The sequence below is a fragment of the Natrinema pallidum DSM 3751 genome (genome assembly GCF_000337615.1).
In the GTDB taxonomy this organism is placed as follows: Archaea; Halobacteriota; Halobacteria; order Halobacteriales; family Natrialbaceae; genus Natrinema; species Natrinema pallidum.
Window position 1 is genome coordinate 184,697 of sequence record NZ_AOII01000088.1, and the last position, 24,925, is coordinate 209,621.

Annotated in this window: 22 protein-coding genes and 2 pseudogenes; 12 read left to right on the forward strand and 12 right to left on the reverse strand. The window is 64.5% G+C overall.

Translation table 11 applies throughout. From position 1 onward, the window contains the following. Window positions 1-47: 47 nt before the first annotated feature. The 3 genes from C487_RS14950 to thyA all read right to left on the reverse strand — a co-directional run bounded on the left by C487_RS14950 (window position 48) and on the right by thyA (window position 2,837). Entirely contained in the window at window positions 48-575 is a 528-nt protein-coding gene (locus C487_RS14950) for a twin-arginine translocation signal domain-containing protein (protein ID WP_006186647.1), read from the reverse strand. A gap of 703 nt (window positions 576-1,278) precedes the next feature. Then, on the reverse strand, window positions 1,279-1,824 hold the full coding sequence (locus C487_RS14955) for a dihydrofolate reductase (protein WP_006186648.1): 546 nt from the start codon (window positions 1,822-1,824) through the stop codon (window positions 1,279-1,281). Beyond that, window positions 1,821-2,837: a thymidylate synthase gene (gene thyA, locus C487_RS14960; protein WP_006186649.1), complete on the reverse strand. Its 1,017-nt coding sequence runs from the start codon at window positions 2,835-2,837 to the stop codon at window positions 1,821-1,823. The genes C487_RS14955 and thyA overlap by 4 nt, the downstream gene beginning before the upstream one ends. Before the next feature lie 69 nt (window positions 2,838-2,906). Here thyA and C487_RS14965 point away from each other — a divergent pair. After that, window positions 2,907-3,767 (forward strand): annotated as a pseudogene (locus C487_RS14965) (Zn-binding domain-containing protein); the annotation flags it as partial. A gap of 210 nt (window positions 3,768-3,977) precedes the next feature. Here the strand turns inward: C487_RS14965 and C487_RS14970 are convergent. Continuing rightward, complete coding sequence (locus C487_RS14970) at window positions 3,978-4,805, reverse strand: hypothetical protein (RefSeq protein WP_049908190.1); 828 nt, start codon at window positions 4,803-4,805, stop codon at window positions 3,978-3,980. A gap of 139 nt (window positions 4,806-4,944) precedes the next feature. Between C487_RS14970 and purD the strand changes: the two genes are divergently transcribed. Further along, window positions 4,945-6,237: a phosphoribosylamine--glycine ligase gene (purD, locus tag C487_RS14975; RefSeq protein ID WP_006186653.1), complete on the forward strand. Its 1,293-nt coding sequence runs from the start codon at window positions 4,945-4,947 to the stop codon at window positions 6,235-6,237. Window positions 6,238-6,362: 125 nt separating this feature from the next. Next, complete coding sequence (locus tag C487_RS14980; protein ID WP_006186654.1) at window positions 6,363-7,697, forward strand: metallophosphoesterase; 1,335 nt, start codon at window positions 6,363-6,365, stop codon at window positions 7,695-7,697. An 82-nt stretch (window positions 7,698-7,779) separates the two neighbouring features. On the opposite strand, the pseudogene C487_RS19750 reads toward C487_RS14980, so the two are convergent. The 5 genes and pseudogenes from C487_RS19750 to C487_RS15000 form a co-directional block, all read right to left on the reverse strand. Beyond that, a pseudogene (locus tag C487_RS19750) lies at window positions 7,780-8,237 on the reverse strand (aminotransferase class III-fold pyridoxal phosphate-dependent enzyme); the annotation flags it as partial. A gap of 274 nt (window positions 8,238-8,511) precedes the next feature. Continuing rightward, window positions 8,512-9,810, reverse strand: coding sequence for an MgtC/SapB family protein (locus C487_RS14990; protein WP_006186656.1), 1,299 nt, complete (start codon window positions 9,808-9,810; stop codon window positions 8,512-8,514). 108 nt (window positions 9,811-9,918) lie between these two features. Next, complete coding sequence (locus C487_RS14995) at window positions 9,919-10,194, reverse strand: PadR family transcriptional regulator (protein ID WP_006186657.1); 276 nt, start codon at window positions 10,192-10,194, stop codon at window positions 9,919-9,921. A 451-nt stretch (window positions 10,195-10,645) separates the two neighbouring features. Next, the gene (locus C487_RS21095) at window positions 10,646-10,792 is read right to left on the reverse strand and encodes a hypothetical protein (RefSeq protein WP_006186658.1); all 147 of its coding nucleotides are present in this window, start codon (window positions 10,790-10,792) and stop codon (window positions 10,646-10,648) included. Between the two features lie 390 nt (window positions 10,793-11,182). Beyond that, window positions 11,183-11,794, reverse strand: coding sequence for a hypothetical protein (locus tag C487_RS15000; RefSeq protein ID WP_006186659.1), 612 nt, complete (start codon window positions 11,792-11,794; stop codon window positions 11,183-11,185). A gap of 254 nt (window positions 11,795-12,048) precedes the next feature. Here C487_RS15000 and C487_RS15005 point away from each other — a divergent pair, with 254 nt between their 5' ends. The 3 genes from C487_RS15005 (at window position 12,049) to C487_RS15015 (ending at window position 15,321) form a co-directional block, all read left to right on the forward strand. Beyond that, on the forward strand, window positions 12,049-12,795 hold the full coding sequence (locus C487_RS15005; RefSeq protein WP_006186660.1) for a DUF7117 family protein: 747 nt from the start codon (window positions 12,049-12,051) through the stop codon (window positions 12,793-12,795). A 199-nt stretch (window positions 12,796-12,994) separates the two neighbouring features. Further along, the gene (locus tag C487_RS15010) at window positions 12,995-14,977 is read left to right on the forward strand and encodes an OPT family oligopeptide transporter (protein ID WP_006186661.1); all 1,983 of its coding nucleotides are present in this window, start codon (window positions 12,995-12,997) and stop codon (window positions 14,975-14,977) included. Continuing rightward, entirely contained in the window at window positions 14,974-15,321 is a 348-nt protein-coding gene (locus C487_RS15015) for a PqqD family peptide modification chaperone (RefSeq protein ID WP_006186662.1), read from the forward strand. Before C487_RS15010 ends, C487_RS15015 begins: the two co-directional genes overlap by 4 nt. Before the next feature lie 100 nt (window positions 15,322-15,421). Here C487_RS15015 and C487_RS15020 read toward each other — a convergent pair whose 3' ends face one another. The 3 genes from C487_RS15020 to glyA form a co-directional block, all read right to left on the reverse strand. Next, window positions 15,422-16,315, reverse strand: a complete 894-nt coding sequence (locus tag C487_RS15020) for a bifunctional methylenetetrahydrofolate dehydrogenase/methenyltetrahydrofolate cyclohydrolase (RefSeq protein ID WP_006186663.1) — start codon at window positions 16,313-16,315, stop codon at window positions 15,422-15,424. A 97-nt stretch (window positions 16,316-16,412) separates the two neighbouring features. After that, entirely contained in the window at window positions 16,413-17,225 is an 813-nt protein-coding gene (locus C487_RS15025; protein WP_006186664.1) for an alpha/beta fold hydrolase, read from the reverse strand. Window positions 17,226-17,423: 198 nt separating this feature from the next. Further along, window positions 17,424-18,671 carry a serine hydroxymethyltransferase gene (glyA, locus tag C487_RS15030; RefSeq protein ID WP_006186665.1) on the reverse strand — a complete coding sequence of 416 codons (1,248 nt, stop codon included), beginning with the start codon at window positions 18,669-18,671 and terminating at the stop codon, window positions 17,424-17,426. Window positions 18,672-18,939: 268 nt separating this feature from the next. On the opposite strand from glyA, the gene C487_RS15035 reads away from it, so the two are divergent. The 6 genes from C487_RS15035 to C487_RS15055 all read left to right on the forward strand — a co-directional run bounded on the left by C487_RS15035 (window position 18,940) and on the right by C487_RS15055 (window position 24,923). Continuing rightward, a complete protein-coding gene (locus C487_RS15035; RefSeq protein WP_006186666.1) occupies window positions 18,940-21,114 on the forward strand; it encodes a hypothetical protein in 2,175 nt (724 codons plus the stop codon). Window positions 21,115-21,523: 409 nt separating this feature from the next. Next, window positions 21,524-22,342: a transcriptional regulator TbsP gene (tbsP, locus tag C487_RS15040; protein ID WP_006186667.1), complete on the forward strand. Its 819-nt coding sequence runs from the start codon at window positions 21,524-21,526 to the stop codon at window positions 22,340-22,342. A gap of 377 nt (window positions 22,343-22,719) precedes the next feature. Then, entirely contained in the window at window positions 22,720-23,043 is a 324-nt protein-coding gene (locus C487_RS20430; protein WP_152422521.1) for a hypothetical protein, read from the forward strand. A 77-nt stretch (window positions 23,044-23,120) separates the two neighbouring features. Beyond that, complete coding sequence (locus tag C487_RS15045; protein ID WP_006186668.1) at window positions 23,121-23,825, forward strand: RNase P subunit p30 family protein; 705 nt, start codon at window positions 23,121-23,123, stop codon at window positions 23,823-23,825. Beyond that, window positions 23,809-24,441, forward strand: coding sequence for a class I SAM-dependent methyltransferase (locus C487_RS15050; protein ID WP_006186669.1), 633 nt, complete (start codon window positions 23,809-23,811; stop codon window positions 24,439-24,441). The genes C487_RS15045 and C487_RS15050 overlap by 17 nt, the downstream gene beginning before the upstream one ends. After that, window positions 24,438-24,923, forward strand: a complete 486-nt coding sequence (locus tag C487_RS15055) for an Rpp14/Pop5 family protein (RefSeq protein ID WP_006186670.1) — start codon at window positions 24,438-24,440, stop codon at window positions 24,921-24,923. Before C487_RS15050 ends, C487_RS15055 begins: the two co-directional genes overlap by 4 nt. The last annotated feature ends 2 nt before the right edge of the window (window positions 24,924-24,925 follow it).

Below are 24,925 nucleotides of genomic sequence, written 5' to 3' on the forward strand. Positions count from 1 at the left end.
TGCTCGCTGTCGACGGCGATCAAAACGGGGAAAACGGAAACCGCGCTCTAGTTGCCGCCGCCGCTCTCGTTGCCGCCGTCTCCCATCGGTTCATCCGATTCGGTCTCGCTGTCGCCGCCGCCACCGCCATCGCCACCGCCGCCGGTCTCGCCGGGGGTAGCCTCGACCAGACTCAGTTCGGAATCGCGGAACTGCCCGTCCGCGCCCATCGTCTCGCTATCACCGGCGCTGAGGTCGACGTCTTCCGACATCAGGAATCCCAGCGACGGGGCGGAGCCGCCAACGTCGTAGTTGATGATGTAGACATCCCAGTCGTCCGGCGTGTCGAACTCGTCTTCCAGACCGGCCTCGCTGAACAGTTCGTCTTTCGTTCCGTCGTTCAGCGCCGAGACAACGGTGAGGTCGACGCCGGGCTCGTAGTCGTCTCCGAAGACGACGACACTGCCACCGTCTTGAGCTGCTGCAGTCCCCGCACCTGCGGTTCCGAGCGCTACTGCGCCCGCAGTAAGGGCACTCTTTTTCATGAACGATCGCCGCGAGTCGTCGAATAGTCCGCTATCGGTTTCGTCTGTCATGTCTCTCACTTGTCCCCTCGATCGGGGCACATGACCGTAGACCGGAGTGTCGGAAAAGGGAGCCCGATCGTTTCACATTCTATGGTGGCCTATACTCCAGAAACAGCCCCTTTTGGGGCTCAAACACCGGAATATTGAAGCGGTCGCTATCGATGTCGGACTGTGCTGAAAGACGGCGGCACCGACAGGAACGTGACCCTCGAGAGAGGTCTCATCGAAGTTGGATAAGTCCCGTGAGAAACCGGGCAAAGACGCTCTGACTGCCCCATCGGTGTCGAGAGCAGGATCGATGCCGGTCTCCCCTCCTCGAACGGGGCAGGTGAGTCAGCACCTGTAGTCACCGTCACGATTCGGTCGGACCGTTTCGGGGACCAAGAGGTGCTTTCGCCGGACAGTTCAGCGACCGTGAACGCCGCGAGACGAGCGACGAATCCCGGGTCCGGTTCCGCGCCCGAGCAACGGTTTGCGCCCATCGTTTCACTCTCTCAGTGGCCACATCGAGTGCCTTCCCGTCCTGGTACGCCGCCGACGAGGGGCATACCCTTCGAGGAGCCGCTCGAGGCGCGAGCATGTGCCGGCGGTCGAGGGGCCCGGTCGTGAAACATCGCATTATGTCCCCGGAAAGAGCACGCGTGGGTCGGCAGTGTGGACACACCGCCGCCGAAACGCGTCGCGAGTCCGTCGTCGCGGCCAGCGGGTCCGGTTACCGCTCGCGGACGTACTCCACGAACGCGAACCCGTCGTGTTCGTCTCGAGACGCCTCCCTCCACGACCCCCGATCCCAGGCGGGGAAGAACGTGTCGCCGTCCGGTTCGTCGTGGACCTCGGTCACGACCAGCCGATCGAGCACGGGGAAAAACCCCTCATAGACGGTCGCCCCGCCGGCGATGAAGATCCGATCGGCGTCGCCGTGGCGCTCCTGCGCGGCCGTGTCGGCCCGATCGACGGCTTCCTCGAGTCCGTTCGCGACCACGGCATTGTCGGGCGTCTCGAGGTCCCGACTCGTCAACACGACGGTCGTCCGCCCGGGCAGTGGCTCCCCCAGCGTCTCGAGGATCCCCTCGTAGGTCACCCGGCCCATGATGACCGGGTGGTTCATCGTCGTCTCCTTGAAGTGCTGGAGGTCGGCCGGAACGTGCCAGGGCATGTCGCCGTCGCGTCCAATGACGTCGTTGTCCGCGACGGCGACGATACCGACGAGTTCGCGGTCGGTCTCGAAAGCCAGGGTCGCGTCCCGCGTGTCGCTCATTCGGCCACCGAAAACGTGAGGTCGTCGTGGGACTCGTAGCCTCGCAGTTCGACGTCCTCTGGTGATAGTTCGTCGATCGAGACGTCCGCAACCTCGAGTGTGGGCCGTGCGAGCGGCGCTCGCGATAGTTGCTCGAGCAGGCCGGGGACGTGATCGAGTCGCTCGTCGCCCTCGGCTTCGGGCGGGGCTTCGGACTCGAGCCACTCGCGGACCTCGCGGTACTCATCGCGGTCGTCGACGTCGGCCAGCCTCGACTGGAGCGCCGCGAGGTTGTCGGCGTACCACTTGCCGCGCTCGCTGCGGCCACAGTAGACGTGCGTGTCGACGACGGTGTGGGCGAAGGTGCCGGGTTCGAAGCCGGTCTGCTGGGCGATCACTTTCGTCAGGAGCGCGTAGGCCGCGATGTTGAACGGGATGCCGAGTGCGGTGTCGCCCGAGCGCTGGGTGAGATGGCAGTTCAGCCGGTCGCCCTGGACGTTGAAGACGAACGAGTAGTGACAGGGCGGGAGCGTCGAGACGGCCGCGTTGGCGGGATGCCAGGCGTTGACGACCAGCCGCCGGGAGTTCGGCGAGTCGGAGAGCGTGTCGATGACGTACTGCAGTTGATCGAACGTCTTCCGACCGTCTCCCTCCTCGGTGACCCACTGGTGGGTCTCGTCGGGCCAGGACTCGCCCTCGAGGCGGGCGTCGTCCTCGGGGACCGGGAATCGCCGCCAGAAGCGACCGTAGGCGGTGTCGAGCCGTCCTTCGTCGTCGGCCCAGGCGTCCCAGATTTTCGTTTCCTCGCGGAGGTCGCGGATGTGTTCCGCGCCGGAGAGATACCAGCAGACTTCATGCAGCATCGAGTTCCAGCGGTAGCCGTCCATCTCCTTGGTCGTGAGCAGGGGATACCCCTCCCGCAAATCGACCTCGTAGTGCTCGCTGAACGACGAAATCGTGTCGACGCCGGTCCGGTTGGGCTTGTGCGTGCCCCCGGAGAGGACCGTCTCGACGAGATCGAGATACTGTCGCATTACCCGTACTGTAGCGACCGAACGATTATAATAACGCACGATCCGGAAGACGTCAGCTAGATAATCGGAGACGTGACGGTGCTGGACGCCGTCTCGGAGGAGTCCCGCGACATCGGCGAGTTCACGCTGCACTTCGGCCGCGGCCGGGTGCTGGTCTATCACGGCAGCTACGACAAGGTCGCGGTTCACGGCGGCAAGCGCACGGAGCAGGGAATCCCAACCGAGAACCCGCCGCTCGAGATGGAGACGCAACTGTGCTGGCTCGAGGTACCCTCGCGCGTCGAGGCTGCGCTGAGAGAGAAATACCGGAGCTTCGAGGTGCCCGAACTCGAGGACGGGCTGGCGGGGACGGCCCATCTGGGCTACGCGGGCGGGCTCCACGCCGCCGAGCACGCGACGATCGGCGTTGCACCCCTCGAGTTGATGGTCGACAAGCGCGACCTCGGTGGGCTCGCGACCCTGACGATCGACTCGCATCTCGATCAGGAGACAGACACGGATGCGGACGCGAGGTCCCAGTTCGGAACCGCGGGCAGTGGGGGCGACGGTGCGCCGCGAAACATCGCCGCCGCCGAGGCCACGGTACGGGAGATCGCGAGCGGTCTCGAGCGTCCCCCCGCCAGCGGCTGCTTCATCTACGACGGCATCGAGGGCGGACTGGGTTTCGCACGGGCGATCTACGAGAACTACGAGGCCGTCGCCGAGCGCGCTCGAGAACTCATCGCGGATTGCGACTGCGGGAACGTCGACGGCTGTCCGGCCTGCGTGATGGACGACCAGTGTGGGAACGACAACCAGCCGCTACACCGCGACGCGGCCGTGGACGTGCTGGATCAGTTGCTGGGCGACGCGGACGAGGGGGCGCTCGAGTCCCACCTCCCCGACGAGGAGTACGGAGGCGATCGGCGACCGCCGCTGTTCTACGCCTGACGAGATCGTTCGACTGCGGTACGGCAAGGATGCGCCCCGCAGTTGCCATCCCTCAAACTCCGTGAGCGTGAACGAGGATCGACCGGGCGACGGCGTCTTCCAGAACGCTCCTGATAGTTTCGACGTCGCAATCCTCGCCCATACGTGACACTCCGTTTCGGATGCCGTAAGGTAGCCCCCACAGCTTCAGGACCTGAAGCCGCGTGTGCGTCAGTTCGAGTCGACGACGGAGTCGGGACAGGCCGCCGCTCGTCCCTCGAGGTTGACCGGCTCGCCTTCGAGGCGATACGTAAAGTCGTAGGCCATGCTGCCGCCGGAACCGGGAACGACGGCGATTTTGCCGGTTCGCTCGTCCCCGGCACAGTCGGCCGCGTCGACACCGTCGGGGAACGCGAACGGCGCGTAGGTCGTTTCGAACGGTTTCGTCTCGCCCGGCGGGACGACGAGATCGGTTCTCGACGGTGAGAGCGGTCGATTCTCCTCGATACCGATAACGCCCGGCCCTGGGTCGAACGTCGACGGGTCGAACGAGTCGGCCTGCGGATCGACCGTCGGGTTCGGAACGTCGCCGTAGATCGCGACGAAGCGCGCGAGAAGCGGCGCATCGCCCTGGTTCTCGAGCGTGAACCTGGCGCGACCGTCCGGGAGCGGTTCGACGGCTCTCGTCACGCCGTGGATCACTTCCCAGACGGAGAGGTGCGCCGTCCCGTCCGGCGTCTCGGCTCGGACGCGAAGTCCCGGGTAACTGGAGGAGACCGTCTCGAGCCGATTCGGGAAGATCACGGGGAAGCGAACGGTTCCGCCCGGTCCCTCGACGCGATCGAATTCCTCGTCGGTCGTGGAATCGACGAGGATCGCCCGCTCTACGTCGACGTCATCGCGGAACTGGACGCGGAGATCCGTCTCTTCGTACCAGTACTCTTCGAACACGTCGTCGGTCTCCAACCCCGACCGAGTGAGCGGAAGCGACTCGGTACAGCCGGCCGAGAGGAGGGTACCACCAGTGGCGAGGGCCTGCAGGAACGGGCGGCGGTTCATGAACGGGATATCACAACCAAGCGGCATATATTTTCTATCGATTCGAGCGGAACGCGATCGGTCGCGTAGCCATGATCGTGTATACTTTCGACTCGAGGAAAGAGCAACGCTTACAGGTTCGTGCGTTCCGCTATCGACCATGCGAGAGACCGTGCTCCTGATCGGCGGCGGTGGCCGCGAACACGCCATCGCCCGTGCGCTCGAGGACAGCGAGGCCGACCTGTACGCCTGTGCCGGCAATCGGAATCCCGGTATCGCCCGGATCGCCGCCGGGTTCGAGACACTCGAGACGACCGACCCCGACGCCGTCGTCGACTACGCCACGGAGATCGACGCGACGATCGCCGTCATCGGTCCGGAAGCGCCGCTCGAGGCCGGCGTCGCGGACGCGCTCGAGGCAGCGGGGGTCTACCCGTTCGGACCGAAGGAGGCCGACGCCCGGATCGAGACGGACAAGGCCTTCCAGCGGCGGTTCATGCAGGAGAACGACGTGCCGGGCTGTCCGGACTTCGAGACGTTCGACGACATGGACGCGGCCTGCGCGTTCATCGACGACTACGACGGCGATCTGGCGATCAAGCCCGCCGGCCTCACCGGCGGGAAAGGCGTGAAGGTCATCGGCGATCAGGTGACCGCCGAGGAGGGGAAGGCGTACGTCCGCGACGCCGACTACGACCGGATCGTCTTAGAGGAGCGACTGATCGGCGAGGAGTTCACGATTCAGGCGTTCGTCGCCAACGGCGAGTTCCGCACCGCGCCGGCAGTCCAGGACCACAAGCGCGCCTACGAGGGCGACGAGGGGCCGAACACGGGCGGCATGGGCAGTTACTCCGACGCGACCGACGACCTGCCGTTCATGACCGAGTCGGACTACGAGGACGCCGTCTCGATCATCGAGGCCACCGTCGACGCACTCGACGACTACCGCGGCATCCTCTACGGCCAGTTCATGCTGACCGAGACCGGCCCCCGCGTCGTCGAGTTCAACGCCCGCTTCGGCGATCCCGAGGCGATGAACACGCTGCCGGTACTGGAGACCGACTTCCTCGAGATTCTGACCGCCGCTCGCGACGGCGACGCACCACCGGAACTCGAGTTCGCCGAGCAGGCGACGGTCTGCAAGTACGCGGTGCCGGAGGGGTACCCGACCGACCCCGAGGCGGGTGCGAAGGTACAGGTCGACGAGGAGAGCGCGGGCGACGCCTTGCTCTACTACGCGAGCGTGGACGAACGCGACGACAGTATCTACACGACCACCTCGCGGTCGTTCGCGCTGGTCGGCGTCGCCGACTCGATCGACGAAGCCGAGGCAATCGCCGAGGACGCGCTCGCGGTCGCCGGCGAGGAAGGACTGCGGATCCGCCACGACATCGGCAAGGCAGACCTCGTCCAGAAGCGGATCGATCACATGAACGAGCTTCGCGGCGAGTAATACCGCGTAGACTGTTCGTACGGCATCGCTCGGCCGTCACGGAGCGAGCTGCCGTTCGCGTGGGCGTGCTGAGACCGGTGGTCGGGCTGGAACCATTTTAGTAATGGGCGAGGACGTCTCTACCGATGCCCGACCCCGCGCGCGATCCGGTCTATTACGTGATCAGTGACCTCCACATCGGCGGGGACGAGCAACTCGGACAGGTCGACTTTCTGGCGGAGTTGCTCGCCTTCCTCGAGCGGTTGGAACGGACCGACGAGAACGCCGAGCTGATCATCAATGGTGACGCGTTCGGTCTCTGGGAGTTCACCGAACTCGAGGGCGTAGAGAAGTTCGACGTGCTGGTCGAAACGTATCCGGAGCTGTTCGAACAGCTCCGCGCGACCGGCGAGTCGGTCCCGATCACGCTGCTCCCGGGGAACCACGACCACGAACTTGCCGCACACGAGGAGTACGTCGACCGGCTCGCCGAGTACAACGTCGTCCTCCTTCAGGCGGAGTCGTTCACCCGCCCGGTCGGCGACCGAACGATCTGGTTCGAACACGGCCACCAGCAGGACCCCAACAACCGGATCGAGGACTTCGGCAATCCGCACGCGACACCGCTGGGGTACTTCTACAACACACACGTGACGAGTCGGGCCGGGAAGCTGTCCGAGCGGGGCCGATACAACTGGTTGAAAGACGTCCAGGCGGTAACGCCCACCGAGAGACTGCCGAAGTGGCTCGTCTCGAAGTACTTCTATCGCGAAATGAACCCCGTTCTTCGGTACGCGACGATCCCGTTCCTGTTTCTGTTCAATCTCAGTGTTCTTCTCGTGGTTCTTGCGGGGCTCGATCTGGCCGGCGTCTGGCGGTTGCCGGTCGAGACGTCGGACCGGTTCCTCGCTCAGTTCGGCCTGGCCGGGGAGACCGTTCACTTGCTCCTCGTGGTCAACGTGGCGATCGCCGGGCTGCTATTGCTCGTCGGCATACCGCTGTTCGTCTTCCTCCGCGATCTCAGGCAGACGATCAACCGTTTCGGCGTCGTCGAAACGGATCTCACGGTCGACCCCGAAGAGCCGTACAAGGACGCTGCCCGCCGAGTCTTCGATGAGCGACCGGAGACGGCGGTTTTTTGCTACGGACACACCCACCGACCGACGGAGATCGAACTCGACGGCAGGCTGCTCGTCAACACCGGGACGTGGTTGAAGCGGCTCCACCGGCGAGACGTCATCGCCGGTCGGTTGCCGCCGGTCTTCTACCCGTCCTATCAGCTGTGTGTGGTCCGGATCGCAGCCGGTGACGAGGGCGTCACGATCGAGTACGAGGAAATCGAGAAATCGAGTCCGGTCGCCGAAGAACTCACACTCACCGAGCGACTGCTCACCCTGGGTCGGGAACCGTCTCCCGAACTCCCTGACAGAACGGTCGTCACGGACGAGACGGAAGCTGCCACCCTCGAGACGGCGGAGTGATGGATCGTCGCTGGAATCGAACCGTCATCCACACCTAACCCGTTCCGAGGGGATCCGTATTCGACACCGTGGACGGATCGAGTCACCGTCCCCGTTCGTTCGAGTCGGCCCGATCTCCGTCCGCGACAGCCGCGACGGACTCAAGCAACAGGCGCGACCCCAACTTGATCTCCCGCTCGGTCACGTCGAGCGGCGGCAGCAATCGCAGCGTCTTGTGGCCACAGCCGAGCGTCAGGGGCCCCGCCGGAACGCCGTCTCGAGGACCGCATCGCGGCGTTCTTTCGTATCGAACTCGACGGCCAGCATCAGTCCGCGGCCGCGGACCTCGACGGCACCGGGCACGTCGCCGTCGGCAATCGCGTCCTCGAGTCGCCGTCGCAACTGCGCGCCGCGCTCGCGGACGTTCGCGAGCAGGCCGTCCTCGTGGATCGCGTCGATCGTCAGGACGCCTTGCATCGCACCGAGGAGATCGCCCGCGCCCCACGTGGAGGAGAGCCGCCCCCGTTCCGCCGAAAAGTTCTCCCAGCGCGACACCGTGGCTCGTGAAATCGAGCAAGACGTTGCCGTCGATGTCGGTACAGAAGGGACCGATCACCTCGCGGCTGGCGTCCCAGACGAACTCGTAAACGTACGTACTCGGGGCGGCGAACCAGTGGTGGTAGTCGACCCACTCGCGGGCCCGCTGGCCGGGGAAGTCGTCGACCCTGGGCTCGACCGTATCGCGGTCCATAGGGTATGTTAGCACGCCGAAGCCATGTAGGCGACGCCGGCTCTCGAATTCCGAACGATGGCCGGACGACGACCGAGTCGGCCCCTAGACGACGAGCAGGGCGGACGCGAGCGCCCCACCCACGAGCAGCACGGTGCTGTAGGCCGCGACCTGGTTCCGGAAGCCGTCGTTCGTCGAGGTCGAAGCCAGCAGTGCTTTGACCACGATGCTCGAGACGGTCGCGAGCAGGATGGCGATCGTCGCCTCGGCGGGCCCGAGCTGGCCGCCCCGGTAGAGGACGACCGCCGAAGTGGTTGCGCCGGCGCTCGAGACGAAGCCGCTGGCGACGGCGGTCGCGTAGAAGCCGAGCGTCCCGAACCACGTCTCGGCCAGCGACCCGAACACGAGGACGACGAGGAAGACGGCCCCGAACGCGAGGGCGTTCTTCAGCGAAAACGGGCTCTCGAGATCCATCGGACCGGATTCGGTCCAGTCGGCGGTGAGTGCAGCGACGGCGAATGCGAGCAGGATGACGGTCCCGAGCGGGACGATCGCCTCGACGAGGATATCCGTCTCCCCGCCCGCGGTGAAGCCGACCGCGATCGCCAGATTCCGGGCAGCCATGGCGGCGTTCGCGAGCAGGATCGCCGCGACGGCATACGAGGACGCGTCGGGCCGCTGGTTGACGTGATCGAGCATCGTTCCGACGACGGCCGTCGAAGAGGCGAGTCCGCCGAAAAAGCCGGTGATCGCGATACCACGACCGCCGTAGGTGGAGACGATCGCGTAGTTGACGATCCCGATCCCCGCGACGGCAACGACCATCAGCCAGATGACCTGTGGCTCGAGCGGGATGGTAAGCCCCGCGATTTCGGGCTCGTAGGTGGCCGGAAGCACCGGATAGATGACGAACGCGAGGATGGCGAACTCCGTGGTCGAGCGCATCTCCTCGCGGGAGAGTCCCCAGGCGAACTCGTGGAGTTCCCGTTTTAACACCAACAGGAGCGAGGAGAGGACGGCGACGGTGACGCCTTCGAGGATGAATCCGGCGGCAACCAGGACACCGACGCCGTAGGCGACGAGCATCGAAACGGAGGTCGTCAGCGACAGTCCCGTCTCCGCGGGGTCGTCCTGCATGAGTCCCTGGACCGCGAGCAAGATTCCTTGGACGATCACTAAAACGCCGCCCAACGGGAGCAGACTCTCGCCGACCCCACCCTCACGTACGAGCACGGTAAAGACCGCACCGAGCAGACTGATCAGCGAGAACGTCCGGATGCCGGCCGATTTCTGTGACCACTCGCGCTCGAGTCCGAGGAACATCCCCAGCGCGCCCGCGAGGGCCATCCGAACGACCGTCTCCTCGAGGGGCGCATCCGCGACCTGTAGCGCAACCTCGTTCACTGCCGAACGTTCGCCACGACCACGGATAAGCGACCCGCCGGGAACGGCGGACCGACAGTCGTGACTCCTGGGCGTCCAGCGGCGGAAGCGACCGGGGTCCGGGACCCGCTACAGGTCGACGTACTGGCTCTCCCACTCACGGCGCGCCTCGAGTTCGCGGCGGCCGCGGCGAGTGAGCGTATAAAAGTTCGTTCGACGATCCCGGCGGCCCTTTTCGATGAGGCCCTTGTCGACGAGCGTATCGAGGTTGGGATAGAGCCGTCCGTGGTGGATCTCCTTTTCGTAGTACTGTTCGAGTTCCTCCTTGATCGCCAGGCCGTGTGGCTCGTCCTCGCCAGCGATGACGTAGAGCAAGTCACGCTGGAATCCTGTCAGGTCGTACATTGGGAAAGTACCAATCGTACTTACTGTCGAATTTTAATAAGGCTATCGGGTTGTTTCGATCGAAAGGGGGCTATTACCAGCGAGAGGACGCGTTTTCAGTATCGGCGATCCATAACACCCATGACGAATCGTCTGCGGAACCACACATAATGCGCGGTTCATGTTTACAGTTCGTGAGTTACGTTCCGGGATAATTATACGTAACGACCGCGCCACCACGGGCTCGTATCGGTCCGGAATAACGGACAGCGCCGATGCTATGTCGATTCGATATCGAAACAGGAAAGCAGATCGCGTGACGGAAAAATGTCACGCGATCGCTTGCCGCCCTGAATTGGTCCCCGCTGACGCTTCGGCCCTCCAAGCGAAGCGTCACCAGAAAGGTTCTGCCGAGTGTACTTAAATGTAACGACACTGGTCAGGACGGCGCTCCCGTCGCGCGTCGCCGTGGTCACATGTGTTCTTCCTCGAGCACCCAGCCGATCGCGCGCTTGTAGTAGGTAAACATCTCCTCGACGCCGTCGTGGCGCATCTCGTCGCTCTCGAGGTGGTCTTTGAGGAACTCGTACTGCTCGCGGATTTCGTCTTCGTCACGCATACCCGTGACTTCCGAGCGGACGGGGAAAAAAGCCGCTACGCCGAGCCGACATCGTGCCGTTTCCCGGTTCGGGGCTCGCACTCGAGCGGACGGCGACCTGCTGCCCGGCCACACGCGCGTGGACGAATAATGCGGGTAACTCCACACAACGGGCATCGGACCGTCGTTGTCGCCGGATTCCGCACTGCGTTCGCCGCGTCGTTTCAGGACGGAAGGACGCACTTTCCATCACGAAACGATCCGAAACGGGCGGCCGCTCTCAGATGGCAAGCGCTCGGCGTGCAGCGTCGATCACCTCGACTCTCGCGTCGAAAACGGAATCGCCGTCAGTTGTGAGCGAGACGATCGAAACCGATGGGGCACGGCCCTGGTCGGGCCCGACGGAACCGGTTACGAACTGTTCTCGGCGTCGCTCTCGTTGCTCTCGTTACCGCCGGTGTCGCCGTCGCCGAACGTCAGCGTGACCTCCTCGTCGCCGCCGTCGATTTCGACATCCGATTCGGTCTCGTCGCCCTCGTATTCGGCGCTGACGGTGTAGGAACCGTCCTCGAGGTCCTCGAATTCGACCCCACCGTCCCCGTCGGTCTCGTCCTCCATCGGGAAACTCTCCTCGCCGCCGTCGGTCGTGGTCTCGTTGTCGGACTCGTTGTCCATCTCGCCGTCCGACACGTTGTCCGTCCCGTCGTCGGTCATCGTCTCGTTGTCCGAGACGTTATCGGACTCGTTGTCCATCTCGTCGTCCGATGACCCGCCCATGCCCGCTTCCTCGAGAGTGACGGTCGCGCCTTCGACCGCTCCGTCGGCGTCCTCGACCATGACGGTCAGCGTATACGTCCCGTCGCCGGTTCCCCCGTCCTCGCTCTCGTTTTCATCGTCGGTCGTGTTGTTCTCGTCGTCCGTCTCGTTGCCGCCGGGGCCGCTGTCTGCACACCCGGCAAGTGCGAGCGCGCTTGCTGTTCCTGCTGCGGTCACGAACGTTCGCCGGTTCAGTCTCCGGGACATATATTCGGGTTGGACGTTCCGGTTGGTTTTGATGTGGCCTGCAGGTGCTGCCCGTTAATGACCTATTGAACGATGCCCACCGATCGATGATCCTCCTCGTATGCGTACCATCAACGGGGCCGAAGTGTCACGGGAAGTGATGAAACAGGGACGACACGATGGGTTCGACCGGCCCATCGAACCGAGCACGCGCCCTCGCTGCCCGGTCGCGGCGGGTCGGTGGGACTTTTGCCGTTCCGACCGTATCCCCGCCCATGAAAATCCGGGGCGAGCGCGAATGCAAGGCGTGTGGGACTCGGTGGTCGTACTACGAGACCGGCAGCGTCGGCTGTCCGGCCTGCGGGAGTCTCCGAAGCGTCGGCGTCGACGAACGGACCGAACATACCGACCTGCAGGTCGCATTCGATCTCACCCCCGTTCGGAACGCGATCGACGAGACTGACCCCGACGAACTCGCCGAGCGGGCGCGCGACCGCTGTCGCGAGTACGTTCGCCGACGCGGGTTCGTCAACGCCGGCACCCTTCGGGACCTCGACGATACCTACCTCGCCGCGGGCGAACTCCTCCACGTCGGCGACATCGTCGCCCGCGAGATCCACCTCGAGGACCGCGACGAGCTGTACTTCCTCTCGCTGCTTCGCGACGCCGATCGGGGCGAGCGGCCGCCGGTCGAGGACGTCCCGCGCTCGTTGCAGGCGGCCCGCGGGCTCGCGTACGCGACCGCCGTCCGCGAGTACCGCCGCGACATCAAAACGTGGGCCGCCGACCGCGATCTCGCCGCCGACGAACGGAGCGCCCTCGAGACGCTCGGCGAACACGTCACCCGCGTCCGGATGCTCGACGGCGACATCGAACCGGAGACCGCCGAACGGCTCGTCGAGGCGACCCGCGAGCTAGCACACGGCCTGCGCGGCGACGAGTTCGCGTTCACGCAGGCCCAGGAGCGTCTGGACGCCCTCGAGTTCGCCGACGGGGACGCCGATGGCCGATTCGGAGGCTGAGCCGACGCCTCGAGCCGGCACCGGTGCCCCCGTCTCGGTCGTCGTAAATCTTGCATCACTTATACTCTCGATTGAATAGTGACTAATCGACGCACGGACCGCCCTGAATCGGTTCGGTTAGCGACGGGTTCGATACCGGCACGGCCGTCTCGAATCGGTCGTCCCACCGAACGTCCGCAGGGTGGCCGGGCCACCCACTATGGAACACGAACCATCGGAGAACCACCCGGAGGCGAGCGACAGTCGCACAGCATCCGAACAGTCGACGGCTGACGGGCCGTCCCCGTACGTTCCCGCGGGAAAGAGCGTCGCCGAACTCACGATCAAGGCGGTCGGCATGGGCCTCGCACTCAACGTCGTGATGCTGACCGCGAACATGTACCTCGGCATGCGCTCGGGAATGACGATCAGCGCGTCCATCCCGGCCGCAGTCATCAGTATGGGCCTCTTCTACGGCCTTCGACGGGCCGGCATCGGCGGCTCGATCCTCGAGAACAACATCGTCCAGACGATGACCTCCGCGGGCGAGGCGCTGGCGGCCGGCGTGATCTTCACCATCGCCGGCGTTACGTTCCTCGACGAGTCCATCGACATCGTCGGCACCGCGTCGGTAGCGATCCTCGGCGGCCTGCTCGGGGTCCTCTTTATGATCCCCATGCGCCGCTATCTCATCGTCGACAAACACGAGGAACTCCCCTATCCCGAGGGAACCGCGTGTGCCGACGTTCTCGAGGCCGGCTCTCGCGGCGACGAGGGCGTGAAACTCATCTCGTTTGGCTTCCTCGTGAGTTTCATCTACATGTGGCTGGCAAACGGGATGGCCGCATTCCGGACGACGCTCCAGACGGCGTTTTCGGCCGGCGAGACGGACGGGTTCGCCATCGGCGGCGACTTCACGCCCGCGTTGATCGGCGTCGGCTACATCATCGGACCCCGGATCGCCGGCTACGTCTTCGGCGGCGGGCTGATCGCCTGGATGATGCTGATCCCGCTGCTCATCACGGGCGGCTTCGTTCCCGAGTCGACCGCCGACGCGGCGCTGATGGTACAGGCCGACAAGGTCTGGGACGAGTACATCCGCTACGTCGGCGCGGGTGCAATGATCGTCGGCGGGTTCTACGCGATTCTCTCGATGCGGGGAACGATCGCCGACGCGCTGGGCACCGCCGCGACGGAAATCCGCGGGTCCGAATCGGCTGCGATGAGCGACCGGAAGCGTACACAGCGGGACCTCCCGATGAAGCTCGTCGTGGTCGGCGCGGTTCTGATCGCGCTTGCACTGGTCGCCGTCCCGCAGGTGCAGGTCGGATTGCTCGGCGGGTTCATCGCCGTCATCGCCGCCTTCCTTTTCGTCGCCGTCTCGGCGTATCTCGTCGGGGTCGTCGGCAGTTCCTCGAACCCCGTCTCCGGGATGGCCGTCGCGACTGTCCTGATCGCCGCGCTGGCGATGCGCTCGGCCGGCGTCGCCGACCCCGTCGTGGTACTGATGACGGCCTCGGTCGTGGCCATCGCCGCCGCGGTCGCCGGCGACACCTCCCAGGACTTGAAGACCGGTTATCTGCTCGGCGCGACCCCGCGAAAGCAGCAGATCGCCCAAGTGATCGGGATCGCCGTCTCGGCGCTGTTCGCCGGCTGGATCCTATACTTCTTCCACCAGGCCTACGGCATCGGCACCGATCCCATCCCCGCGCCCCAGGCCGGGATGATGGCGCTGATCTCCGAGGGCGTCCTCACCGGCTCCGCCCAGTGGGGGATGATCCTCATCGGCGCGGTCTTCGCGTTCGTCCTGATCCTCATGGATGTTCCCGTCCTTCCGTTCGCCGTGGGAATCTACCTCCCGATCACGCTCTCGACGCCGATCTTCCTCGGCGGCCTGCTCCGGGCCGGGATCGACCGCTACGTCGCCCGGCGCGACGACGAGGACGGTACGCTCGCCGAGCACGCGACCTCGAGGGGCCGGATCGTCGCGGCCGGCCTGATCACCGGCGAGGCGATCATGGGGATCGTCATCGGCGCGCTCTATATCACCGGCAGCGGTAATGCGGAAGGAGCGCCCTACCCACTCGGACTCGCCGGCGAGACGCAGACGCTCCTTGGCGTCGTGGCGCTCGTCGCGCTCGTTGGCCTCTTTACCGCGAGCGTGCTCTGGAACGCCGACTCCGCCGAGACGGTCGACACATGAGCGCTCACGGGCCGACCGCGGTTCCGAAACGAGTCGCCGACGACTGGCGGGAGACGACCGTCGACGGCGACTCGAGGGTGACCATCGTTCGGAGCCGCCCCCCGCGGAACCGGCTCGACGAGTTCCTGTTCGACCTCTTCGGAACGAGCCGCGAGCGCGAACTGACACTCGACGCCGTCGGCACGACCGTCTGGCGACACTGCGACGGCGACCACACCGTCGCCGAAATCGCCGCGGCCGTCGCCGATGCACACGACGGCGACCGCGTCGAGCCCGTCGACGAGACGCTCTCGCACTTCCTCATGCAGCTCGCGGAGCGTGATTTGATCCGGTTCGACGAGTAACTCCCGTCACCGATTCACGGCGGCGACGCTCGAGGCGCACCGAATTCGACCGATATCGAGCGATCGAAACGCGTCCCTCGAGACGACCCCGCCGCCCGGATCAGGGGAGTTCGACGTCGATCGCTTCCTGCAGGCTCGCCGCTTTGACCGTATTGTAGAGCAACATCGCGCGGGTCATCGGGCCGACGCCGCCGGGAACGGGCGTGATCGCGCTGGCTTTCTCCTTCGCGCTCTCGAACTCGACGTCGCCGACGAGTTCGTACCCCTTGTCCGTGTCGGCGTCGACCCGGTTGACGCCCACGTCGATGACGACCGTCCCGTCCGCGAGCATCGACCCGTCGACGAGGTCCGGGACGCCGGCAGCCGCGACGACGATGTCGGCGCTGCGGGTCTTTGCGGCGAGGTCGTCCGTGCGGGAGTGACAGACCGTCACCGTCGCGTTGCCGTCCTCGGCTTTCTGGATCAGGAGATTGGCGAGCGGTTTGCCGACGATGTCCGAGCGGCCGACGATGGTCACGTCCTTGCCCTCGGTGTCGATCTCGGCCGCCTCGAGGAGTTTCTGGACGCCGTGGGGTGTACAGGGACGGAACCGGGCGTCGCCGGCGACCAGCCGGCCGACGTTTTCGGGGTGGAAGCCGTCGACGTCTTTGATCGGGTCGACGCGACGGATCACGTCGCGGTAGTCGACGTGGTCGGGAACCGGAGCCTGGACGATGTAGCCGTGAACATCGTCGTCGTCGTTGAGAGCCGCGATGGCGTCGTACAGCTCCTCCGGCGGCGCGTCGCCGTCGACGTCGACGTGGTGGCTCTCGATGCCGACCTCCTCGCAGTCTCGCTGTTTCATGTTTACGTAAGTCTGGCTCGCTGGGTCGTCGCCCATGAGCACGGTCGCCAGCCCCGGCCGCGAACCCGCGTCGGCGAGCGTCTCGATCGCGTCGGTTAACTCGTCTCGAAGCTCGCTCGCGACAGCGTTGCCGTCGATGATCTCGGTCATTACCTGAGTGGGGGGCCGCGGGGCTCATTAATCCCCGGATCGGTGCGCACAACGTCGGTATATGCGGCCCAAATGCACACGTTCGTGGATATTCACATCAGAACCGCTCGTCGAGGAACGACCGGATCGCGTCGTTTGCCGCCTCGGCCCCCTCGAGGTTCGCGGTGTGGCCCGCCTCCGGAATCAGTTCCATCTCGGCGTCGGGCAGTTCCTCGAGCATCGGCTCCGCTCGGGACGGGGCGATCGAGGGGTCCTCTTCGCCGTGGACGATCAGGACTGGTACATCGATCTCCGAGAGACGGTCGGTCACGTCCGGCCGGTCGAGCCACGAGTGTAGCTCGTGGTAAACCGCCGCGCCGGGATACGTCGCCCAGCGATTGACCCAGGTCTCGACCAGTTCGGGGTTCTCCTCGCGGGTCGTCTCGCCGAAGAGATATCCCGTCACGCCGTCGGCCAGTTCGCGCGGGGTCGCCTCGTGAGACCCGTCCAGCGGCTCGACGAGATCGCCGTAGACCGCCCGTTCTTCGGCCGTGTGCGGTGCTGCCATCGAATCGATCAAGACCAGCCCATCGACCCGCTCGGGATACTCGAGGGCGAAACGCAGCCCCATGAACCCGCCCATCGACATGCCGGCGATGACGGCGCTGTCCTCACCGATCCCGTCGAGCAGTGCGTCACAGTCGTCGGCCAGCTCCCGGAGACCGTAGCCCGGAGCGTACCGGTCGGTCCGGGCCCGGAGGTCGTAGGCGACCGCCCGGTACCCGTCCCGCAGCGCCTCGAGCTGGGGCGCGAACATCGTCCGGTCCATCAACGTCCCGTGGGCGAAGACGACCGGCTGGCCCTCGCCGACGTCGGTCGTGAGCGCGTCGGTTCTGGTGCGGTACATCGCCGTCGCCGTTCCATCACTCATGCCACCTACCCACATTAGTAAGTGACAAAAGGTATTCGGTCCGACGCGATCTCGCTCGAAACGGACGGCGGCCGGCGACGCGAGGTCTAGCACAACGCGGTCGCGGATCTCGACAGCCTCGAGCCTACAGGAAGAACGCGCGGAAAAACCGGCGAGTGGCGTTCGCAGTCGGACCGGCCGCGGCGACGCGGTCGTCGGCTACTCGTAGAGCGGGTTGGCGTCGCAGAGGGCCGCGACCTCGGCGCGGACGTCCTCGATGACGGTTTCGTCCTCGGGGGCGTCGACGACGCGGGCGATCAGGTCGCCGACTTTCCGACAGTCGTCCTCGTCGAAGCCGCGCGTGGTCAGCGCCGGCGTTCCGGCGCGGATCCCGCTCGGATTGAACGGCGATCGCGTCTCGCCGGGCACCGTGTTCCCGTTGAGGACGATGCCGGCCTCCTCGAGGGCTTCTTCGGCGTCGCTGCCGGACGTGTCGGGGTGGCTGTCACGCAGGTCGACGAGCACGAGGTGATTGTCGGTGCCGTCCGAGACCAGCGAGAAGCCGTTCTCCGAGAGCGAGTCGCCGAGCGCCTGCGCGTTCGCGACCGTCTGCTCGGCGTATTCGGTGAACGCGGGCTGAAGCGCTTCCTTGAAGCCGACGGCCTTGCCGGCGACGTTGTGCATCAGCGGGCCGCCCTGACCGCCGGGGAAGACCGCCGAGTCGATGTCGTCGGCGTACTCCTCGTCGCACATGACGATCCCGCCGCGACCGGCGCGGATGGTCTTGTGGGTCGAGCCGGTGACGAAGTCGGCGATGCCGACCGGCGAGGGGTGGACGCCCGCGGCGACGAGTCCCGTGATGTGGGCGATGTCCGCGAGGTGGTAGGCGTCGACGTCGTCGGCTGCCGCCTGGATGCGTTCGAAGTCGATCTCGCGCGGGTACGCGGAGTAGCCCGAGACGATGATGTCCGGGTCGAACTCGGCGGCGTGGTCGGCGAGGGCGTCGTAGTCGATATAGCCCGTTTCGGGATCGACTTCGTACTGCTCGACCTCGTAGAGCTGGCCCGTGAAGTTCGCTGGATGGCCGTGGCTGAGGTGGCCGCCGTGGTTCAGATCCAGCGACAGGATCTTGTCGCCGGGCTCGAGCATCGCGAAGTATACTGCCTGATTTGCCTGCGTGCCCGCGTGGGGCTGGACGTTGACGTGATCGGCACCGAACAGTTCCGTCGCGCGTTCGATCGCGAGTTCCTCGACCGCGTCGGCGTACTCACAACCGCCGTAGTAGCGCTCGCCGGGATAGCCTTCGGCGTACTTGTTCGTCAGCGCACTGCCCTGCGCGTCGATGACCGCCTCGCTGGCGTGGTTCTCGCTGGCGATCATCTGCAACGTCTCTCGCTGACGGTCTACCTCGCCCTCGAGGGCGTCGGCAACGGCGGGATCGACGTCCCGAACCTGATCGTGGTCCATATCCGAAATGCAGTCTGGCGGCCGCATAAGTGTACCTTTCCCCGGCAAGAGGAGCCACTATACGAGGTCTTGACCCAACCGCTTGCCTGCCGTCGACCGCTCGCAGGTGGACACAACGCCCCGTCCGAGACGGGTCAGTTCGTCAATGTTCTGTTCCGACCGCTATTACCTATCAATATTGTAACCGAGCGGTCGAATACCGGCTGTATATGCCACTTACACGAACCCCGATACAACTAACTTGTCCCAGTGACATTCTGCCAACCGAATGATCGAGTGGGCGGTAGATGGCGACACTCTCCACGTCACCGACGCGGATAACGCCGAGCTAGCGGTCACTGGTGACGACCTCGACGTCAGCAGTTCCGACAGCGACGTCTCGCGCCCGGTCGACGAGACGGTCGCCGTGACGACGGACGAGCTACGGTTTCCCCACGCGGTCGTCTACGCGTTCTCCCTCGGGTGCGAGGAACAGCACGAACTCGATCCCGGCGGCGAGCCGCTCGCGCTGTCGCCCGGCGAGTACATCGTGGACATCGATACCGAGATCAAGGCCTACCTCCAGTTCGCCGGGGAAGCGACGATCGAAAAGACCGACGGCTACGAGGAGATCGTCGTCTCTTTTCCGGATCGAACGCGCGTCATCCTCGGCGTTCGCTGTCGCCACGAACTCCCCGCCGGTACGATCACCGTGCCGGACTCCCCGTCGGCGATCGCCGAGGCTATCACGCACATGGCCGCCTCGCACAAGACCACCCGGCCGGACCGATCCTACCCCACGCTCCGCGGTCATCCATCGCTGATCGAACGCGGCGAACGCCTCGAAATCCCCGACTGCATCCGAGCCGATACGCCGGATCACGGGATCGAACTGATCCTCCCGCCGGACTACGAGTCGCTGTTCGTGGCCGCGCCGCTGGCGTACTACCTGCAGGCAACCGTCCGGACGACCGACGATGGACCGGGCTCTCGTGCCGGAGCCGATTCCGACCGGCCGCGGCTCCGACTCCGCGATCACGACCGCGAGGAGGAACTGTCACCGATGCCGGATCTCGAGCGCGATGTCGAGCGACTCCTTCGAAAGACGTTCTTCCTCGATTGCCTCGCCCGGAACGCCGGTCCCCACGGGACCACCCTCTCCGAGAGCAGTCTGCTCGCGGCCCTTGGTCTCGACGCCAGCGTGCTCTATCATGCGTCGCCCCAGGATCGGTTGGCGACCTACCTCGACGTCCCCTACGCGGCGATCAAGCATCGCCTGCCGGAGTGGCACCTCTCGACGTACGTTTCCCCGACCTACGACAGCGTCGAGACGCTGCCCTTCCTGCTCGACCGGTTGAGCATGATTTACACGCCCCAAACCTCGGAGCTCGAGGGGCAGGAACTTGTCGAGCGGTCGCTCGAGGACTTCTATCGGGGCGAGGGCGGCCCCGCCGAATTCGTGTCGGGTATCGAAGCTACGCCGACGGTCGGATCGAGTGGCTCCGGACGCGGTCGGGCCACCACCGGCCAGGTCGCCTCGGTCGATATCGTCAAACCCGAACTCCGAAGCGGCCGCACGCACGGATGGCTCGCGGACGGCGTTCCGATCGACGTTTTCAAATCGACGCCCACGGCCTACCACAACCGATTGGAGTTCCTCGAGCAGGCGAGCGATTCGACCTCGATCTGTGTCGTCCTCAACGATCCGGAGATGGCCGGCGAGCACGACGATGTCGCCGAAATCTATCGCCGGCGCTCCGAGGAGCTCACGATCGATCTCACCGTCGCGGAGTCCCTCGAGACGGCCGCCCTCGCCCGCGTCCTGGAGGACGACAACGACTTCGTTCACTACATCGGCCACTGCGAAACCGGCGGACTGTGCTGCCCCGACGGAACCCTCGCGACCTCGAGTCTCGACCGCTGTAATGCACAGACGTTCTTCCTGAACGCCTGCGGGTCCTTCTACGAGGGCATGAACCTGATCGAAAAGGGAAGCGTCGCGGGCGCGGTCACCGTCACCAAGGTGTTGAACGACCACGCCGTCAAGGTCGGATCGACGTTCGCAAAGTTACTGGTTCACGGCTTCAGCATCGAACGCGCGATGGTGCTCGCTCGGCGGCGGATCATGATGGGGAAAGACTACGCCGTCGTCGGTGACGGCACCCACTCGCTTACCCAGGCGGAAAGCCGCAATCCGACGACCGCGCGACTCGAGGAACTCGGGGAGGGCGAAAACGACGGGCAGTACCCGCTGTCGCTCGATTGCTACTCGACGCGGGTGACCGGCTCGTACTACTACCCACACACCGAAACCAACGACTACGCCTATCTCTGCGGGAACGAGTCGAACTTTACGCTGACGGAGCCGGAGCTGGCGACGATGCTCGCGGAGACGGAGGCGTCGGTAATCTACGACGGCGATATCTACTGGTCAAAAGAACTGAGCAAGCGGTTCGATCGGTGAGCGACTACGGCCCGCCGTACGTGCTGACTCGCTTGGCCCGCGCCGTGAACCGCGGCGACATCCGATCTGCCCCTCGCCCGTTCGCCGCGCTCTCGACTACCGTCTGTACGACCCACCACAGTCGATTGTGTCGAACACCCATACGATATGGTAATGCCACGTTTCCGTTATATAGTTATTGTAAACTTTGATAGAATATTGCCTTTGTCTCGAGTCGATGGCCGCGCCTCGCTCACAGATCGACTGGGAGGTTTTCATCTCGCCGGTCCTGGAAGTGATATCGCGTTTTCATCGGCGAACTAACGAATTATTGGTCAAAAATTACCGGTACAGGCCCCGAGAGAGAAGTTCTGGCGTGAAAACGGCCACCAAAATTAAGTACGACGCTCTCGATTACTTCTGTATAGGCATGACCTCGAATTTACTTAATCACCAAATTGACGATATCCTCGGGTCCGTGCTCGAGGACGTGAGCGGTACTATCTACATGGTCAACCCGTCACGGGATGCCATTGAAGAGTTCATTTCCGTCGCGACTGCGTTCGACGGCGACCTGCCCTCGGTCCGCATGCTCGCCGACGAACGCACCCTGAAAGACGTCATGGACGACTTCATCGTCGCCTCGAACGCCGCCGACCTCATCAGCGAGGACGCGCTGTCGCTGCGAACGCTCGCGGAAGCGCCCGAAAACTCGCTGCTGGTCAGCGAGGACCGCGTCGTTGCCCTCGTCCACGCCGACGACCGCGTCGGCGGGCTCACCACGGACGACGAGAGCTTCGTCGAAGATACCTACGACACCTACGCGGGCCGCTGGGAGGACGCCACCGACTTCAACCTCCGTACGCCGCCGATCACGGCCGTCCGCGAAACGCTGTCCGACGAGATCAGCCCCGAGGCCGAGGCCGACTTCACCGCCATCCTCGACTCCCTCGAGACCGCTCGCGGCGACGGCGATGGCCTCGACGAGGTCACCATCTCCCTGCTCGTGGCGGCCAAGAACGAAGCGCTGCTCTACGACATCAGCAAGTGGGGCGAGGACGTCGGCATCGCCTCCAAAGCGACCTTCTCCCGGACGAAGACCAAGCTCGAGGATATGGGCCTGATCGACACCGAGAAGGTCCCGATCGACGTCGGCCGACCGCGGCTCCGCCTGAAGATCGGCGACGAGCGCCTCAGCGAGGCCGACAACGGTCAGCTCGCGACCGTCGCACAGTCCATCCTGAACTAACACTTTTGGGCTGCGGGCGCGGCGACGTCGCGTCCCGGAAATCCTTCGATCAGCGGTACTTTGCACGCCGCTCGTTGACGGTGTCTAGCGACTGGAAACCGCAAGCCGAGAAGCCGACGGACTGCCGAGATAGAATGTATCCTTTCCATATTGGGTCTGATACAAGGGGGAGTTCGGTTCACAAGCAGCGAAATTCGGGCTGGTTCAGAAAGCGTCTCGCAAGAAGTGATGCTCTTAGAATCCATCAGAGAAGTGCTGGTCATCGTCCTTGCGATCGTAATATTTGCTATATTCGTTCGAAAATATCTATCGCCAGTTTGAATAACCCCTCATATTTAACGTAAAGGTATTTATATGGGCTGGTGCCACATTATTCCATGGATAGGATTCGAGATGAGATCAATTATAGCGGTCTAATAGGTAGTATAATTTTAGGGATTCTTTTGGCATTCCTCTTTATTATTGATGCCAATAAAATATCAATATCTGTGGTTGGTGTTTTATTCATACTGCTATCGGTCAATATATCTAGGGAAATGTCCGAGAAAGAGAACCTCAATAAATCGTTCTATCTTATTGGTGGTCTTCTTGCAATCATAGCTGGTGTGATTATACTATCATGGGGACATATACTTGGCTCTGCGATATTATTTATTGTTGGTTTATTAATAATATCTGACCTCATATTTAATATAAAATAGTTTGTGGTGTGCGATCTCTATACGATTGGACAGCACATGACGCAAACCCCAAGTTGCCGCCGCGAGAGGACTCGAGTATGTACGAGGCCGTCCACGCCCACCCCGACGGAGAGAGCACGGTCGCCAGAGTCGCGAAAACGGCGGCCGACTACGGGTTCGAGGGCGTGGTCGTCCGCAATCACGCCGACGCTCGAGCGGAGTACGATCCCGACGAAATCCGCGACGAGTACGGGATCGATGTCGTCGAGGGCGTCGAGATCCGGGCCGACGACCCACAGCAGGCCAGCGGGTCTGTGGGGAACTTCCGGACATCACACACGATCGTCGGGATTCACGGCGGGACGACGGCGCTGAACCGCTTCGCCGTCGAACAGGCGAAAGTGGACGTGCTCGCCCATCCGATGACCGGCAACGGCGACATCAATCACGTCTTGGCGAAAGCCGCCGTCGAGAACGGCGTTCGCATCGAGTTCAACCTCGGCGGAGTCCTCCGAGAGAGCGGCGGCCGCCGCGTCCGAATCCTGCAGTCGCTGCGGAAACTCCGGGAGATCGTCGCCCACTACGACGCGCCCTACGTCGTCAGCGCCGATCCGACCTCGCACCTCGAGTTGCGCACGCCCCGCGAGCTCAAAGCGCTCGGCGAGGAGATCGGGTTCTCCGGCGAGTTCGTCGAAGACGGCCTCGCGGAGTGGGGGCGGCTGGCCGAGCGCAATCGCCACGTCCACTCCGAGTCGTTCATTGAGCCGGGGGTCGAACGGGGGAGGTATGAAGAGGAGTCTTGAGGAACACGCCGCGCGGTTCGACGAACAGGCCGGCGAGTACGACGACTCGAAGTCCGAGGAGTACCACGCCTGTGCGAATCTCGTCATCGAGCACGCCGCTCCCGGGGCCGACGACGTCGTCCTCGATCTGGCGACCGGCACCGGCGCGATCGCGCTCGCCCTGGCCCCCGACGCGAAGCGGGTCGTCGGCCGGGACATCAGCGACGGGATGCTCGAGGAAGCGAAACGGAAGGCCGACGACCACGGGCTCGAGAACCTCGAGTTCGACCGGGGAACTTTCCGCGAGCCGGAGTACGACGGGCCGGTCGACGTGGTCACCTCGAACTTCGCCATGCACCATCTCTCGGACGCGGAAAAACGCGAGGCGATCGCGGTCATCGGGGACCTCGAGCCCCGGACGTTCGTGCTGGGGGACGTGATGTTCTTCGGCGAGCCCGACCCCGAGGAGCCGTTCTACTCGCCTGAGGTCGACGATCCGGCGACCGTCGGGATGCTCGCCGACGCCTTTACCGATGCGGGCTTCTCGCTGACGGCCGTCGAGCGCGTCCACGAGCAGGTCGGCGTGCTGGTCGCGGAGCGCAGTTCGACGGCGGGCGACGCGGTAGTCGGTGAATGAAACACCTCCCGAAACACCTCCGGCCGCGCTGGCGGTACCTCGCCGTGGAACTCGAGACGTGGCCCGACGAGCGGATCGGCAGGCGGTCGTTCCAGCGTGAGCTGTGGTACGCGGGTCAGAACTTACTCGGCGATCCGGGCAGCGCCGACGCCGATCTGACGGTTGTCAGGTTCGAGTTCGCCGACGGAACGGGGGACGCAGTTGTCAAGGCCCGCCGCGGCGAGACGGAGTCCGCTCGAGCGGCACTGGCCTGTATCGACGGGATCGACGGCGCTCCCGTCGGCGTTCGGGTCCGCGGTATCAGTGGCACGATCCGTGCCGCTGAAGAAAACTATTTAGGACGCGACCGGCAAGATTCGGGAGAGAGAAACGTCGTGTTCGGGAACGAAGAGCGAGCCGCCGTCCTGCGGGACGACGTCGGGGACGTACGGTTCGATGAGGCGTTCGTGGGCGCGACAGACCTCGATTACCATTTAGTGTGATA